Annotated in this window: 14 protein-coding genes; 11 read left to right on the forward strand and 3 right to left on the reverse strand. The window is 40.6% G+C overall.

Features of this window, described 5'->3' with window-relative positions; all coding sequences use genetic code 11:
- The first annotated feature begins 106 nt into the window (after positions 1–106).
- The 7 genes from ACFQZJ_RS10255 to ACFQZJ_RS10285 all read left to right on the forward strand — a co-directional run bounded on the left by ACFQZJ_RS10255 (position 107) and on the right by ACFQZJ_RS10285 (position 8,204).
- Positions 107–862, forward strand: a complete 756-nt coding sequence (locus ACFQZJ_RS10255; protein ID WP_379934338.1) for a Rossmann-like and DUF2520 domain-containing protein — start codon at positions 107–109, stop codon at positions 860–862.
- Between the two features lie 42 nt (positions 863–904).
- Entirely contained in the window at positions 905–1,432 is a 528-nt protein-coding gene (locus ACFQZJ_RS10260; protein WP_379934340.1) for a KdsC family phosphatase, read from the forward strand.
- 3 nt (positions 1,433–1,435) lie between these two features.
- Entirely contained in the window at positions 1,436–2,026 is a 591-nt protein-coding gene (locus ACFQZJ_RS10265) for a Maf family nucleotide pyrophosphatase (RefSeq protein ID WP_379934342.1), read from the forward strand.
- A gap of 197 nt (positions 2,027–2,223) precedes the next feature.
- The gene (locus tag ACFQZJ_RS10270; protein WP_379934344.1) at positions 2,224–3,177 is read left to right on the forward strand and encodes a septum formation inhibitor Maf; all 954 of its coding nucleotides are present in this window, start codon (positions 2,224–2,226) and stop codon (positions 3,175–3,177) included.
- Positions 3,178–3,181: 4 nt separating this feature from the next.
- Entirely contained in the window at positions 3,182–3,748 is a 567-nt protein-coding gene (locus ACFQZJ_RS10275; protein WP_379934346.1) for a mechanosensitive ion channel domain-containing protein, read from the forward strand.
- Between the two features lie 76 nt (positions 3,749–3,824).
- The gene (locus tag ACFQZJ_RS10280) at positions 3,825–6,356 is read left to right on the forward strand and encodes a PIG-L family deacetylase (RefSeq protein WP_379934348.1); all 2,532 of its coding nucleotides are present in this window, start codon (positions 3,825–3,827) and stop codon (positions 6,354–6,356) included.
- Between the two features lie 111 nt (positions 6,357–6,467).
- A complete protein-coding gene (locus tag ACFQZJ_RS10285; protein ID WP_379934350.1) occupies positions 6,468–8,204 on the forward strand; it encodes a sodium:solute symporter in 1,737 nt (578 codons plus the stop codon).
- Positions 8,205–9,022: 818 nt separating this feature from the next.
- Here ACFQZJ_RS10285 and ACFQZJ_RS10290 read toward each other — a convergent pair.
- The 3 genes from ACFQZJ_RS10290 to ACFQZJ_RS10300 all read right to left on the reverse strand — a co-directional run bounded on the left by ACFQZJ_RS10290 (position 9,023) and on the right by ACFQZJ_RS10300 (position 11,894).
- Complete coding sequence (locus ACFQZJ_RS10290) at positions 9,023–9,868, reverse strand: DUF2911 domain-containing protein (protein ID WP_379934351.1); 846 nt, start codon at positions 9,866–9,868, stop codon at positions 9,023–9,025.
- 192 nt (positions 9,869–10,060) lie between these two features.
- Positions 10,061–10,558: a hypothetical protein gene (locus tag ACFQZJ_RS10295; RefSeq protein ID WP_379934353.1), complete on the reverse strand. Its 498-nt coding sequence runs from the start codon at positions 10,556–10,558 to the stop codon at positions 10,061–10,063.
- A 148-nt stretch (positions 10,559–10,706) separates the two neighbouring features.
- The gene (locus tag ACFQZJ_RS10300) at positions 10,707–11,894 is read right to left on the reverse strand and encodes a hypothetical protein (RefSeq protein WP_379934355.1); all 1,188 of its coding nucleotides are present in this window, start codon (positions 11,892–11,894) and stop codon (positions 10,707–10,709) included.
- Between the two features lie 187 nt (positions 11,895–12,081).
- On the opposite strand from ACFQZJ_RS10300, the gene ACFQZJ_RS10305 reads away from it, so the two are divergent.
- Genes ACFQZJ_RS10305 through ACFQZJ_RS10320 form a run of 4 tightly spaced genes read left to right on the forward strand, consistent with a single transcriptional unit; the run spans position 12,082 to position 16,058 of the window.
- Entirely contained in the window at positions 12,082–12,579 is a 498-nt protein-coding gene (locus tag ACFQZJ_RS10305) for an SRPBCC family protein (protein WP_379934357.1), read from the forward strand.
- 2 nt (positions 12,580–12,581) lie between these two features.
- Positions 12,582–13,274: an SDR family NAD(P)-dependent oxidoreductase gene (locus ACFQZJ_RS10310; protein ID WP_379934358.1), complete on the forward strand. Its 693-nt coding sequence runs from the start codon at positions 12,582–12,584 to the stop codon at positions 13,272–13,274.
- Between the two features lies 1 nt (position 13,275).
- Complete coding sequence (locus ACFQZJ_RS10315) at positions 13,276–14,583, forward strand: cryptochrome/photolyase family protein (protein ID WP_379934360.1); 1,308 nt, start codon at positions 13,276–13,278, stop codon at positions 14,581–14,583.
- Entirely contained in the window at positions 14,583–16,058 is a 1,476-nt protein-coding gene (locus ACFQZJ_RS10320; RefSeq protein ID WP_379934362.1) for a cryptochrome/deoxyribodipyrimidine photo-lyase family protein, read from the forward strand. Before ACFQZJ_RS10315 ends, ACFQZJ_RS10320 begins: the two co-directional genes overlap by 1 nt.
- The last annotated feature ends 25 nt before the right edge of the window (positions 16,059–16,083 follow it).

A 16,083-nucleotide genomic window follows, 5' to 3' on the forward strand; every position in this document is an offset into this window, starting at 1 on the left:
TAAGCCCTTTTTAGGATTTTTGAATTGTAAAACACCATAGAAAGGTTAAACAATTATGTTAATTATTATATAAAACCGATGCTATAATTCTTTGTACTTTTGAGACATGATTTCCATTACGATACTAGGTTCGGGTAACGTGGCCCAAAATTTATTCGAGGCATTTTTGGCCAAAGACGACGTTTCCATAATGCAGGTGGTGGGAAGAAAACGATCTAGCCTATCCTATTTCAAAGGAAGGGTGGCCCTTGCCACGTTTCATGAAGAACTTCTATTGGCGGACGTTTATATTATGGCGATCAGCGATGACGCCATTGGTTCCGTATCTTCTAAACTTAGTCTCAAAGGCTTACTGGTGCATACCTCTGGTGCTGTTCCGCTATCGGATATAAAAAATCATGAGAGAATTGGGGTATTTTATCCCTTACAAACCTTCACTGTTGGTAAACTACTGGATTTCCGCAATATTCCTATATGTATAGAAGCTAATAATGCGGAAAGTTTTCAATTGCTAAAGCGATTAGGGCATATTTTAAGTGACACGGTTGCCAACATAGATTCCAACAAGAGAAAGGCACTACATTTATCTGCTGTTTTCGTGAACAATTTCACCAATTACATGTATATCATTGGACGGGATATCTGCGTACAAAACGAACTTCAATTTTCAATGTTACAGCCCTTGATTCAAGAAACTGCGGACAAAATAAGGGCAATGAGCCCAATTGACGCCCAAACGGGTCCCGCGAAACGGGGAGATTTAAAAACACTACATGCACATCTGCATTTGCTTAAAGAAAAAAATCAAAGGGAGATATATACACTTTTGAGCAACAGCATAAAAGCACGCTTACAATCATAAAAAAAGCCCTATCGCAAAGGCTTACAAAAGAACAGGAAAAGTATGGAAATAAGTTACAAAGAGCAGTTAAAGGATATTACCACATTCGTGTTTGATGTCGATGGAGTTTTTACAGATGGAAACATTCTAGTGAATACGGACGGGGAATTATTGAGAACCATGAACATCAAGGACGGGTACGCTCTTAAAACGGCGATGAACAAAGGGTATAATGTCTGCATTATTACTGGTGGCACCAATGAAGGTGTAAAAAAACGTTTAATGGCATTGGGCGTAACCGATATCTTTATGAATTCCCATTTAAAGATCGAAGCCCTTGAAGCGTATGCCAAAAAACACAATATCCAATTAAAAAACATGCTGTATATGGGCGATGATGTACCCGATATCCCTCCGTTACAGGTAGTTGGTTTGGCAACCTGTCCGCAAGACGCCGTGCCAGAGGTAAAGGCGGTAAGCAAATACATTTCCCATAAAATGGGCGGCAAGGGTTGTGTACGGGATGTTATTGAGCAGGTGTTAAAAGTACGAGGTGACTGGATGCAGCACTTTAGTGCAGCAAATGACTAAGAAATGTTAAAGGATCAGTTAGGTAGCTATAAAATAATTTTGGCATCTGGCTCCCCTCGAAGAAAAAAATTCTTTGAGGAAATGGAACTGGATTTTGAGATACGGCTAAAACCTGTTGAGGAGGTTTATCCCAACAGGTTAAAAGGTGCAGAGATTTCGGACTATTTATCCGTATTGAAAGCGGAACACTTTAAAGGTAACATACAGGCCAAAGAAATAATAATTACCTCGGATACCGTAGTTTGGCACAAAGGAAAATCCTTGGCCAAGGCGACATCTGCATCGGAAGCAAAGGAAATGCTGCATAGCCTCTCGGGAGATTGGCATGAGGTAATTACATCGGTATGTTTTACAACGGCTACGCAGCAACAAACAAAACACAGCACTACCCATGTAAAATTCAAGGAATTGAGTGATTCGGAAATAGAACACTATGTAAAACGATATAAACCTTTTGACAAGGCAGGTGCATACGGAATACAGGAATGGATCGGTCTTATTGCTATTGAAGAAATAAGGGGATCGTATACGAACGTCGTTGGTCTACCAACACAAATGGTTTACGAAACGTTAAGGGCTATTGCCAATCCATAGTTTTTACATAATTTTAAAAAGCTTTTGAAAACGTAGAAAAAACGGTTCGGTTAACAGTTTACGCAATACCTTACACCTTAAAATCAGCTGAAATTGAATTAATTCTATTCTAATTGATGTTGTTTCCAACTATTAAAATATCAGATAAATTAGGGCTATAGAGCTATATTTGCCCTTACCAAAACAAAATATAACTTATGTTTAAAAAATGGTTAACAATTGAACTTTCCGTAGTTTTTTTGGCCTTTGGAAGTACCGTACTGACTTCCTGCCAAGAGAAATTGACAGAAAAAAAAGAAGAACCGGTAGCGGTAGATGCGAAGAAAACACCGGACACTCCAAAGAAAGCCCTATCCAAAAACTTTAAAGGATACTGGTATGCCGGAGATGCAGAAATAACTTCCTATGCCTTGCAACAGGCAAGATATGGGGAACTCAGGGAGGGGAAAGCAGTTAAAATTTTTGTAACCGAACCCTTCTTAAAAGATAAGCAGGTAAAAGCGGACGGCAAGAACCCAGATAATATTCCTATTTTAAAATTGAACGCCACCAAAAATTACCTTACCGGTATATACCCCTACTCCATCATGACCAGCAGTTTTTATCCGGTTCACGATAATCAACATGCCTTAAAAGTGGCCTTTTCTTCGCAAGAGTGGTGCGGACAAGTATACGCACAGCTAAATAATCGGGAAGAGTTTCAAATAAGTTCACATTCCTACTTCGAAACAGAAGCCGATGAAGACATTCGCCTGGAAAAAACAGACCTGGAAGATGAAATCTGGAACAAGATAAGAATAGACCCGTATAGCTTGCCCACAGGTAAATTTAAAATAATTCCTTCCCTGGAGTTCATACGATTGACTCATAAGGATTTAAAGGCTTACGACGCCAATGCCAAACTAAGCTCAAAGGAAGGTATAACAAGTTACGAAATCAAATATCCTGACTTAAACAGAACCTTGACCATCAATTTTACCGAAACCTTCCCTTTTTCAATTGAAAGCTGGACAGATGCCTTTACCAGCGGTTACGGTGCCAATGAAAAAATACTAACGTCTACAGCCACCAAAATAAAGCGATTAAAAACACCTTATTGGAATCAAAATAAGAATAAGCATTTATCTTTGCGAGACAGTCTAGGATTATAAGTTTATGACAGAATTCATTGCCAACCATCAGAGCCAGTTTTTATGGAGCATCGCAATCTTGGTGCTAGTGCTTATTCTTAAAATTGCATTCAGTGCCGCAGCAAGAAAAGTAGGCAAACTAGGCGACTTTAATCCCGTTAGGACCAATCTCATTGTTAAGTATATATCCATAGTGCTTACCCTTACCGCCTTTGGTGCTTTAACCCTGGTTTGGGGCGTCAACTATAAAGATCTTGGGGTATTGCTATCCTCGATTTTTGCCGTCATAGGCGTCGCACTTTTTGCCCAATGGTCCATTTTGAGCAATATAACTGCAGGTGTCATTATATTTTTCTCTTTTCCCTTCAAAATAGGAAATACCATTCGTATCCTGGATAAAGAGTTAACGGGGCCGGAGGCTAAAGAATTTGACACGTTTAAAATAGAGGATATTAGGGCATTTCACCTACATTTAAGAAAACACAATGGCGAAATTCTTACCTATCCGAATAATATGATATTACAAAAGGGTGTTGTTTTGGTATCCACCTACAAAGAGGAAAGTCTTTTGGAAAACAATGGCGACCTTTAGTTTGTTAAAGAAGTTGTAAAAGCCCTACCTCAAGCGTTAAACTTGTTATATTTGAAACTAGACTAAAACCAACACTATGCGCCATATTTTGCTCCTTTTGGGATGCACCTTTTTTCTGTTCGGTAATTCTTATGCACAAGTACCCAAAAAAAGCACCCCTTCGGACATTTACCACGCAGTAAAAAAACTTAACTTTTTAGGTACGGCACTCTACATTGCCGCACATCCGGATGATGAAAACACGAGATTAATTTCGTATCTCTCCAATAGCGTTCATGCACGAACGGGATATCTTTCCCTAACCCGCGGCGATGGTGGTCAGAATTTAATAGGCGCGGAACTACGGGAGCTATTGGGTGTATTGAGAACAGAGGAACTCTTGGCGGCCAGACGCGTAGACGGCGGGGAGCAAATTTTCACGAGAGCTAATGATTTTGGCTATTCCAAGACAGCAAAGGAAACCTTGGAGATATGGAACAAGGAAGCTATACTTGGCGATGTGGTAACCACGATAAGACAGTTTAAACCCGATGTTATCATTAATAGATTTGACCATAGGGATGGGGGAACAACACACGGCCATCACACAGCATCAGCAATACTTAGCATGGAAGCCTTTGACCTTGCCAATGACGCCACTTCTTTTCCCGGCCGATTAAAAGATACCGCACCTTGGCAACCAAGACGCTTGTTTTTTAACACCTCTTGGTGGTTTTATGGTAGTGAGGAGGCTTTTGAAAAGGCGGATAAATCCAATATGCTCAGTATTGATGTAGGCACTTACTACCCTATTCTAGGCGCTTCCAATAACGAAATAGCGGCACTTGCCAGTAGTCAGCATTTATGCCAAGGCTTTGGAAGGTTAAGTTCAAGAGGTTCACAAACGGACTATATAGAATTGTTGAAGGGAGATTTGCCCAAAGACCCATCAAACGTCTTCGATGGTATAGACACCTCTTGGAACCGAGTAGCTGGTGGATCAAAGATTGCAGCACTCCTAGAGCCTATCGAAGAAAATTTTAATTTTAAAAAGCCCTATGAACACTTGCCGCAATTAGTGGAAGCCTATCTGCTTTTACAGGACATTGAAGACGAGCATTGGAAAAATATAAAAACAAAACAACTACGGGCGATTATAACAGCCGTAGCCGGCCTGCACCTAGAAGCTTCTTCAAAAGATGCCTACGCAAATGCCGGGGAGACTGTTACCATTGCCATCGAGGCCATTAATCGGAGTCCGGTAGAGATCGGCTTAACATCTGTCAGCATCAATGGGAAAAAGAAAGCTGTAAAAAGTTCAGTTTTAGAAGAAAACCAATTGTTAAGACAAGATATAAGTTTGGAAATACCTTCCAAAACAAACTACACCAGCCCATACTGGTTATTGGAAAAAGGAACTTTGGGCACCTACCGTGTCACAGATTCTAAATTAATAGGAAAACCGGAAACGCCAAAAGCCTTTCTCGCCACTTTTGAACTGAACTTCAATGGCACCATCATTCCCATAGAGACTCCGGTCATATACCGTTATGCCAAACCAGATAAGGGAGAAATATATCAACCGTTTGAAATTGTACCGGAGGCCACGGCAAGCTTTCGCGATAAGGTGATCATTTTTGCAGATGATACTCCAAAGGAAATACCTGTAACCGTTAAGGCACATGCCGATAATCTTGAGGGCACTGTTGAGTTCTGTTTTGACGAAGCTTGGAGCGTAGAAAAAGACACCAAGCCTTTTTCAATTGCCAAAAAAGGTGACGAACAAACTCTGTATTTTAAGCTAAGTCCACCATCTATCGAAAAAGAAAGTTACATTTCCCCTATTGTACGTGTAAACGGAAAAGAAATAAGCAAGGAACTCGTTACTATTTCTTACGACCATGTTCCCATGCAAACCATTCTATTGCCTTCGGAGGCTAAAACCGTTCGCTTGGATATAAAAACGGCCGGACAACACATTGGCTACATCATGGGAGCAGGTGATGAAATGCCCACTAGCTTGGAACAGATGGGGTATACGGTACATACTATAGATCCCGTTGGGATAACGGAGGGCAGTCTTACCAAATATGACGCCATTGTGCTGGGTATAAGGGCTTATAACGTGATTGATGAACTTAAATTCAAACAACGTTTCATTTTTGACTACGTAAAGCAGGGCGGTACGGTAATTGTCCAATACAATACGGCCAATAGATGGGGAGATCAATTTGAAGGTATTGCCCCTTACGACCTTAACATTTCAAGAGATAGGGTAACCAATGAACATTCCGATGTTCGCATATTGGCAAAAGAACATCCATTGGTAAACTTTCCAAATAAAATTACAACCTCGGATTTTGAGGGATGGGTACAAGAGAGAGGACTTTATTTTCCAGATACATGGGCCCCGGAATTTACCCCTATTTTGGGCATGAACGACGAAGGGGAGGAAGAAACCAAAGGGAGCTTGCTGGTTGCACCCTACGGAAATGGAAACTATATTTACACAGGTCTGAGCTTCTTTAGAGAACTGCCCGCAGGTGTTCCAGGAGCGTATAAGCTATTTTCCAATATGCTGTCCATTGGCAAGGCAAACCTAAAAACAAAAGAACCTATAAAAGGATGAGCAAAGAAGAAGAGGAACATAAAACTTGGAAAAAAGAGTATTCCATAGTACTACTCTTAAATTTAATTTACGTTCTAGTTTTCGCGTACATAATGGCATCATTTACATAATATGGGAGCATTAGACTGGACAATTCTTAGCGGTACATTAATTTTTATCGTTGCCTATGGTGTTTGGAAGACCAAGGGAAGCAAGAACGTAAACGACTATGTAAGGGGCGGCAAAGAGGCCCAATGGTGGACCATAGGACTATCTGTTATGGCCACGCAAGCCAGTGCCATTACCTTTCTTTCTACTCCGGGGCAAGCTTTCCATGATGGCATGGGCTTTGTTCAATTCTATTTTGGACTGCCTTTGGCCATGATAATTATTTGCTTGGTGTTTATTCCGCTATACCATAAAATGAAAGTCTACACTGCATACGAATTCCTCGAAGGCAGGTTCGACTTAAAAACAAGGTCTTTAGCCGCTATTTTGTTCTTGATACAAAGAGGGCTTGCGGCCGGAATTACCATTTTTGCGCCTTCTATAATATTATCTGCGGTGCTTGGTTGGGACCTCAGAACTTTAAATGTCATCATTGGTACTTTGGTTATCATTTATACGGTTTCCGGAGGAACAAAGGCCGTTAGTGTCACCCAAAAACAGCAGATGTTCATCATCATGACCGGGATGTTCATTACCTTCTTCTTTATCCTTGGATATTTACCTTCCGATATTACATTCGGCAAAGCGCTCAAGATTGCGGGAGCCAGCAATAAGTTGGAGATTCTTGATTTTAGCATGGATACGAAAAGTAGGTACACTTTCTGGAGCGGTATCACCGGCGGATTGTTTTTAGCACTTGCCTATTTTGGTACTGATCAAAGTCAGGTGCAACGCTACTTATCCGGAAAAACGGTAAGGGAAAGTCAGTTGGGACTTGTTTTCAATGGTATATTCAAAATACCGATGCAATTTTTTATTCTCCTTGTAGGGGTAATGGTATTCGTATTCTACCAATATAATCCTTCTCCCTTGAATTTTAATCCTGCTGCGACCCAAACGGTAATGGAATCGGAGTTTGCCGAAGATTACAAGCTTTTACAAGAAGGGCAAGTAGCTTTGGAAGCCGAAAAAAGAATTGCGCAAAACAATTTTTCTGCGGCCCTGGAAATAAAAGAATATGCCGCCGTTAAAGAGGCAAAATCACAAATTATAAGAATCAACAAAAAAGACAGCACAAACAGAGCCATTGCAAAGACCTTGATAAAGCAAGCAGACGATACAGCTGAAACTAACGATAAGGATTACGTGTTTATCCACTTTATACTAAACAACCTTCCTAAAGGACTCATTGGCCTATTATTAGCGGTCATCTTATCCGCGGCCATGTCATCAACAGCTTCGGAACTTAACGCTTTGGGCACGATTACAGCGTTAGATCTATATAAGCGAAATCACACAAACGAAGAAACCGATGCCCACTATGTAAAAGCCTCAAAATGGTTTACGTTCGCATGGGGCCTTGTGGCGATCGCTATTGCCAATGTGGCAAATCTTTTCGATAATCTTATACAGTTGGTAAATATCATTGGGAGTATCTTCTACGGAAATGTACTGGGCATATTCCTTCTAGCCTTCTTTTTTAAGTTCGTAAAAGGCAATGCCGTATTTTTTGCTGCGGTTTTAACGCAAATTATTATATGCGTAATATATTATAATCTCATCCACATACATCCTGCAGGCGAGGAAAAATTAGGTTATTTATGGTTGAATTTTATTGGTGCTGCCTTGGTCATTATTTTTGCTTTTGTTTTTGAAGCTTTTGACAGAATGTTAAAAAAACCTTTAGTGGTAAAACAGTAAATTGGCTGAGGAAAAGACAAAGAAGCGCTGGGAACCAAACGTCTTTATAGTTAGGAGTGGAGTGTCTTAGTATTCAAATCTAGACTATCGTGCAAGACATGTAGGGTATGCTAAAGGAAAACGAACGAAACAAGACACTACGGTTATACTGTACCATATCAAAGTTTATTCCATTCGGTAATAGTTATGTAAGTTCTTGTTTTGGCTAATGAACCAAAACAATAGGCCGTTTGGAGTGTACAAAAAACCGAGCCTAACTTCGAATCGTAAATATAAAATAAGCCGAATATTATTCTTACAGTGTTAAAATAATAGGTAGGAACCTGACGTAAAAAAAATATAAAATCAGGTCTAAACTTGAGATGTACCAAAAAGGAACTGGTAAATCTGGCAGTATTTATAACCTAAAGATAGGTTATGTGATAGGGTTTATACTATAGCGCGGTAATACGTAATACATAACATGTCATTCATCATTCTTTATTGTAGTGGTAGTTCAACAACAAAATAGCAACGGGACTTTTGGAAATTGCAAACGCCACGATTAAAATGGATATGGAAAATCCCTAAGAATAATACCACTTTAAATTCTAGATGTCGCATAAAACAAGTTTCTTTTTTACTCATTTGTCGTCATAAAATAGAACCATAGCTAATGCTATGCTTAGATTTCATTCCTAACCTGAGAAAAAAATAATTCAAATTTTAAATACGACATTCAAAACTTAAATTGGTATAAGTAAGCGGAAACAAGACCCATACCCCGTGGGCAATGGAAACTTGATTCCGCTTACTATAAATCCAACCTAACGAATCCGTTACATAGCTCCCCATTCTTTTAGGGAATCCATATTCATTTTTACGTAGTCATCGTTTCCAGCAACCTTAGACGCTTCCAAGGATTTTTTGGCGGTAGCGATTGCACCTTTCTTATCCCCGGCTTTGGCCAAGATTAAGGAATATTGTCTCAACTGCCAGAAAGCTGGCTTTTCGGTCATGGACATAGCTTTGTCCATCCATTCTTTAGCTTTGTTGATGTCTTTTCCTTCTGCCGAAAAATAAGTGGCAGCGGCATAATAATCTCCCGCCGTAGGCCCGTTAAGTGCACGGTCAATGTTTTTCATAACAGCGGCATCGGTAGGGACCCCAAAAGGTACGGCTACATAAGTGTTTTCCCAAATGATTCCAAGTTTAGCGCCAGTGTTGGTAAGATCGTCAATAGTGATAGAAAACGTTTCTACAGGCATTTCTATAGGCCAAACTGGTACAGTAGCCTTGGCAACAATTTTATTCTCGTCCCAGTTTCGTGGAACACCACTACCTTTTGTATCGGTATAAAAGAAAACGTCCCAGTTCTTAGCACCTGGCTTTGTGAAAATTGAATATGTACCAGCTTCTACAGCGGTTCCCGCAATGGTTACGTCGGTATCAAAACTTATGGTGGTGTAGGCATTGGCAGCCGTTCTCCATAGTTTATCATAAGGCACAAGGTCTCCGAAGATGGTTCTTCCTTTCATCGAAGGTCTAGAATAATCAATAACCACTTCGGTAAGGCCAACGGTCTGAATCAGTTTTGAAGCCGGACTCGCTTCAGGAGTGTTAATTTGTGCTTCCAAGGAAAATGAAGCTACAACAGCTAATAAAAATAAAATTACTTTGTTCATGGTTTTTTGTTTTTAATTGTCAACAAATCTAGAGATAAACAGATATTGCCATTGTTAACAAAGTCATAAATAAAACACGTGCTTAAGTCCAAAAAGCAATTCTTGGAATTTCAATATTGAATTTAAATCCTAAAGTAGGTCTATGCTCTTGATATACCAAAATGTAAACTGGTTCTTTAAACATTTAAAATCTTACTCACCATTTGCTGCCATTTTTAGCAGACCTATTTTATTGTCCGCCAAGGGTATCACTTTAATTTTGGTCTGTGTAGTCCACTCCGGAGTACCAAATTCTGCATATTCCTGCGGGTATGTTTCACTAAATTCTTTCAAAGAAGTGTTTAATTCGGTAATGGTAATCACCCCTTTTGCCTCGTTGTAGTCCCAACTCGCTTTATAACGACCATCAACCGATCCATTTGCACAAAATCCCAGTTTTACCTTTGAATTTGAACTAATTTTACACTGGCCGTTGGCAAAAAATAAAATATCCGTCCAAACTGAACTTTCAATAGAATCTGATTCCGACCTCGGTAAACACATTGATTTTTCCGGGAACTGATCCTTGTCTTTCAATTCCAGCACCCAACGTCCGTACAACTCAAATTTAGTGATTGGATCGCTTTGTGCCTTTACACAAACCCCTATCAAAAGAAAGACCACTAAAAAGGGTATAGTTATTTTCATCATGGGCAAAGTATCAAAAATCACTCCAATTACGGTCTCCAAAGTAAACTACCTCGGGCAAGCCCACGCGGCATTGATAAGAAAACGATTTTCAATTTCGAGGCAAGTCTCGGAGTATCAAACCCTTTGGCGGTGCCAATGAAAAGTCTGCTTAGTATACAACAAAGGCCTTTGATCTTACGGAATTATTAAAGTAAACCACAAAGTAGTAAATGGATGTGGGTATGTATTGCGAAACAATGCCATCTTTTTGAATATCCGTATTAAACTGTTCCCAAATGGTTTTTCCGTTCACATCATAAATGCGGGTCCCGTTGATAGGACTTTGTGAAGTGATGCTATATCGTATAGTCCCCGTACCTACTTCGTTAAAAATGAGTAATTCCTCCTTGTTTTCATCAGGTAAGGAACCTGGGTTTGGTTCCTCTTCTTGTTCCGATTCTCCTCCCGACTCCTCTTCTGCGGGTTCCTCTTGTTCTTCTTCCTCAATTTGAGCAAACCTAAAAAGACGCGATAAGGAAACAATGTTGGGCGACTGCCTAGAGAAAAATTCGGAGGAAATAAAGTAATTGCCAGCACCGTCGTTTGTAACACCTTCAACTTGCGCCAGCCCTATCTCTAAGGGTATTATGCCAAAGTTCTCTGAAAATATATTGGAATCGCTGAGTTCATAAGTTCGAGCAAAGGGCATTAAAAATGAAGAATAGCCCAGTACAAACAAAGTGTTATCCGCCAAATTATAGTCCACATCGGTAACTAGTCCTATATTTTCAACCGCACCTCGCCGTATTGCGGAATGGGTGCCCGGAGTTTTAGGTAGCGCATACGCGACCGTACCCAAACTTTTCCATTGCTTGGTAAGTACTATTAATTCATCGGCTAAAACAAAAAAAGCTTCTGCGTCCCAATCGCTATTACCGTTATCTTCAAAATCGGTTTGATCTTGATATGAAAAGAAAATAGCTTCAGCTGCAGCGGTATCGTTGTCCAAATAATCTTCCTTTGCTATCCGGTAAATTACTAAATCTTGACGCATGCCCAAGTTATTACCAAAATCGCCGATATAGATATACTCCTCATCTTGGCTAATAGCTTCCCAGTCTGTGTTCATGGCGTTGGTTATAGTAACCGTTCGTGTGATTTCAAGTGATACCGTATCAAGTTCAAACAGTAATGCTTCACCACCAGAATCGTTATGTGTTAGAATACGATCATTAAAAAAAAGAAGACCTGAGGTCTCGGATACCCGTTGAGGAAGTTCCCCAAGCGCTACTACGGTCTCTTGCGCTACGCCAACACCTATAGTAAGTAGCAAACAAAGCCCAAAGAAAATCTTCATATCCAACTGTTTGTGATATAACGCAAATTACAAAATATGCCGTGCGTTACCTGATTATTCAGTTTAAAATAAAAGAATACCGATGTAGGACAGGCTATTAGCTGGAAATTATATCATTTTTATTTTGTTTAACGAATTAAATTTTCTGCTAAACAATATTGCCTCTATATTTGTTAAAAATATAGGAATGAAATTATATCAACTGCACGCAAAGCAATCCTTTCCCATTTCAAGACAAGAAGCATGGGATTTTTTGTCCAGCCCTAAGAACTTACAGGAAATAACCCCTAAAGAGATGGGATTTACCATTCTTACAGGAGCCGATAGACCTATGTATGCCGGGCAGATCATACAATACAAGGTTTCACCACTTCCGGGATACACCACCAAATGGGTTACGGAAATTACGCATGTAAAGCAAGGCGAATATTTTGTAGATGAGCAGCGATTTGGGCCCTACGCAATGTGGCATCATAAGCATTTTATCAACGAAGTGGATGGTGGGGTAGAGATGGAAGATATTATAGATTACAAAATTCCTTTTGGAATATTGGGACAACTCGCACATCCGATTATTGTAAAGAAGCAATTAAGTCAAATTTTTGAGTATAGGGAGCAACAGTTAATAGACCGCTTTGGAAGTATTCCAGGATCGAAAAAAGAAATTCACTTTAATTCATTTTAAACATGAGCAAAAACATATTATTAATAGGAGGCAGCCATGGCATAGGACAGGCTTTGGTGCAGTTATTACACGAAAACCATAATGTATTCGTAGCGTCTAGAACTACCGAAGGTTTAGATGGAATCAACGTAACCCATATTCCGTTCGATGCCACAAGCGATGACTTGGACACCACTACCCTACCCGATGAGCTTCACGGGTTTGTATATTGTCCGGGAAGTATCAACCTTAAACCATTTAAAATGATGAGTTTGGATACCTTTGAACAGGATATGCAACTTAATTTTTTTAGCATGGTACGGGTGGTAAAAACAATTATCGGAAAAATGGCAGAGGCTAGCAGCATGGTTTTCTTTAGCACGGTTGCCGTGGGAACAGGAATGCCTTTTCATACCAGTGTTGCCGCTGCGAAAGGAGCTATAGAAGGTTTCGCAAAGTCCATGGCGGCAGAGTATGCACCTAAAATTAGAGTGAACGTTGTTGCACCGTCTTTAGTGGATACGCCTTTAGCCGGACGCTTGTTGAGCAATGATAAGAAAGTGGAAATGATGTCGCAGCGCCATCCTCTAAAACGTGTAGGAAAACCAGAGGATATCGCAAACATTGCCGCATTTTTGTTAAAGGATGATAGCAGTTGGATGACCGGACAAATTGTTGGTGTAGATGGTGGTATGTCTACCTTGAATATTTCGTAGTATGAGCAAAAAAGTGTCTGTTTATTGGTTCCGCAGGGATTTACGGTTGGACGATAATGTTGGTTTTTTGGAAGCTTTAAAAGGCGATTTCCCGGTACTCCCTATATTTATTTTTGATACGGAAATACTGGGTAAGCTTCCAAAAGATGACGCCCGAGTCAGTTTTATTCATGAAACCCTGCAAAAAATGAGGGGATTATTGCAAGAAGAACAAAACAGCTCCATCGCCTTGTATTATGGAAAACCATTGGACGTTGTAAAAGAGCTCACCAAGGAATATGATATCCAAGCGGTATACACCAATCACGATTACGAGCCGTATGCAAGGGAGCGAGATGAAGAAGTGGCATTGTTTTTAAAGGAACAGAACATCGATTTCAACACCTACAAGGACCAGGTCATATTTGAAAAGGATGACGTAATCAAAGACGATGGCGACCCCTATGTAGTGTACACCCCTTACAAAAATAAATGGAAATCGATTTTTAATGCGGACCATCTCAAGATTCATTATACAAGTCAATATTTGCACAACCTTATAACGCATACCAGACTTCCCAATCTGTCCCTTTCGGATATGGGTTTTGAAACCGCGCGTATAAAGGTGCCGGACTATGCCGTAACCCCTACCCTAATTCAAAATTATGAGGAAACGCGAAACTTTCCGGCAAAGGAAAATGGCACCTCGCGTTTAGGACCACATTTGCGTTTTGGAACGGTATCGGTTCGTAAAATGATGAAAAAAGCAATAGCCGAGGACAACGAAATTTTTTGGAGCGAACTTATTTGGCGGGAGTTTTTTATGCAGATCCTGTGGCATTTTCCACATACGAAAGACAAAGCCTTTAGGCCTAAGTACGATCGCATTGAATGGCGAAACAACGAGGACGAGTTTGAAAAATGGAAAAACGGGATGACGGGATACGCATTCGTTGATGCCGGTATGCGAGAGTTAAACGCAACGGGATTTATGCACAACCGGGTTAGGATGTTGGTGGCGAGTTTCCTGTGCAAGCATTTATTAATAGATTGGCGTTGGGGCGAAGCTTATTTTGCCGAAAAATTACTGGATTATGATATGAGTGCCAACGTTGGCAATTGGCAATGGGCAGCGGGTAGCGGTGTGGATGCCGCTCCTTACTTTCGCATCTTTAATCCTATGACACAGATCGATAAGTTCGACAAGCAAAAGGAATACATAAACACCTGGGTACCAGAATTACAGGAACTTACGTATCCGGAAAAAATGGTAGACCATAAAATGGCCAGGGAACGCTGTTTAAAAACCTATAAAGAAGCCGTAGCCTAGTGGTAGTTGTCTGGTTCAAAAGAGATCTGCGGTTATTGGACCACGAGCCCTTGGTAAAAGCCATTGCCACCGGAGAGCAAATACTATTACTCTACTCCTTTGAACCCCTATGGACAACCGATGCCCATTACAGCGAAAAGCATATCAATTTTATCAAGCAGAGCTTGGAGGATCTTCAACGGCAACTGTTGTCCTACGATACAAAAATAGTAGTGGTTGCCCATGAGATACTATCCGTTTTTAACACCCTTCATCAAACAGCACCTATAAGTCATATCTTCTCCTACCAAGAAACTGGAATGCTAATGACCTACGAGCGCGACAAAAGCGTTTTAAAATGGTGCAAAAGCAACGACGTAATTTGGGAGGAAAGCATTCAGAACGGTGTATTTAGAGGGATAAAGAACAGAAAGGCCTGGAAAAACGATTGGGTAGCTTTTATAAATACCGATATCGATAAACCGATAATGGAACGTGGCAGCTTCTATCCAATTTCGTATATCGATGCGCTTTCTAAACGGCATTTTAAACCTATTTCGTTAGCCACAAAACCGAATACCCAAATTCAACGTGGAGGTACCCGATACGCCGTAAAATACCTGGATTCCTTTTTAAAAGATCGAATATGGGGCTATAACGCCAACTATTCCAAACCTGCCACCTCCAGAAAACACAGTAGTAGGCTATCTCCTTATCTGGCCTGGGGCTGTTTGTCCACCAGACAGGTATGTCAGTATGCGGCTGGCCACAAAAAAAGCGGCACCAACAAACGAAACCTAAGTTCCTTTCTTTCCCGTATGCGCTGGCAGGCCCACTTTATACAAAAGTTTGAAATGGAAGGCGAAATGGAATTCAGAAGCGTTAACAAAGGCTATCATGAGCTTGTTAAACCCCTCCGTCCCGACCTACAAAAGGCCTGGCGGGAAGGTCAAACAGGAATACCGCTCATAGATGCCGCCATGCGGTGTTTGGTTACCACAGGCTTCGTGAACTTTAGGCTCCGTGCCATGTTGGCTTCTTTTTTTACCCATCTGTTATGGCAACCTTGGCAAGACTGCACCGAACATTTGGCACAGCATTTTCTGGACTTTGAACCCGGCATACACTTTCCGCAACTGAATATGCAATCGGGAGAAACGGGAGTAAATACCATTCGCATCTACAACCCGATAAAAAACAGCAAAGAACACGATGCGGAAGGGCTCTTCATAAAAAAGTGGGTTCCTGAGCTAGCGGCACTGCCGGTACAATATATTCATGAACCATGGGAAATTCCTCCCATGGAATTACAGTTTTTGGGTTTTGAACTGGGAAAGGACTATCCAAAACCCATAGTATCTGTATCCAAAATGAGAACCTTTGCAAGTGATGCTCTATATACCTATAAAAAGAACCCTAATACCAGAAAAGAAAGCAAACGCATCATTGAAAAGCACACGATACCGGGCAGGCCTGTTTGGGACCAACATAACTAAGATTTACAAACCCATTTCAACCAAG

This window comes from Maribacter chungangensis (assembly GCF_042676845.1).
Classification (GTDB): Bacteria; Bacteroidota; Bacteroidia; order Flavobacteriales; family Flavobacteriaceae; genus Maribacter; species Maribacter chungangensis.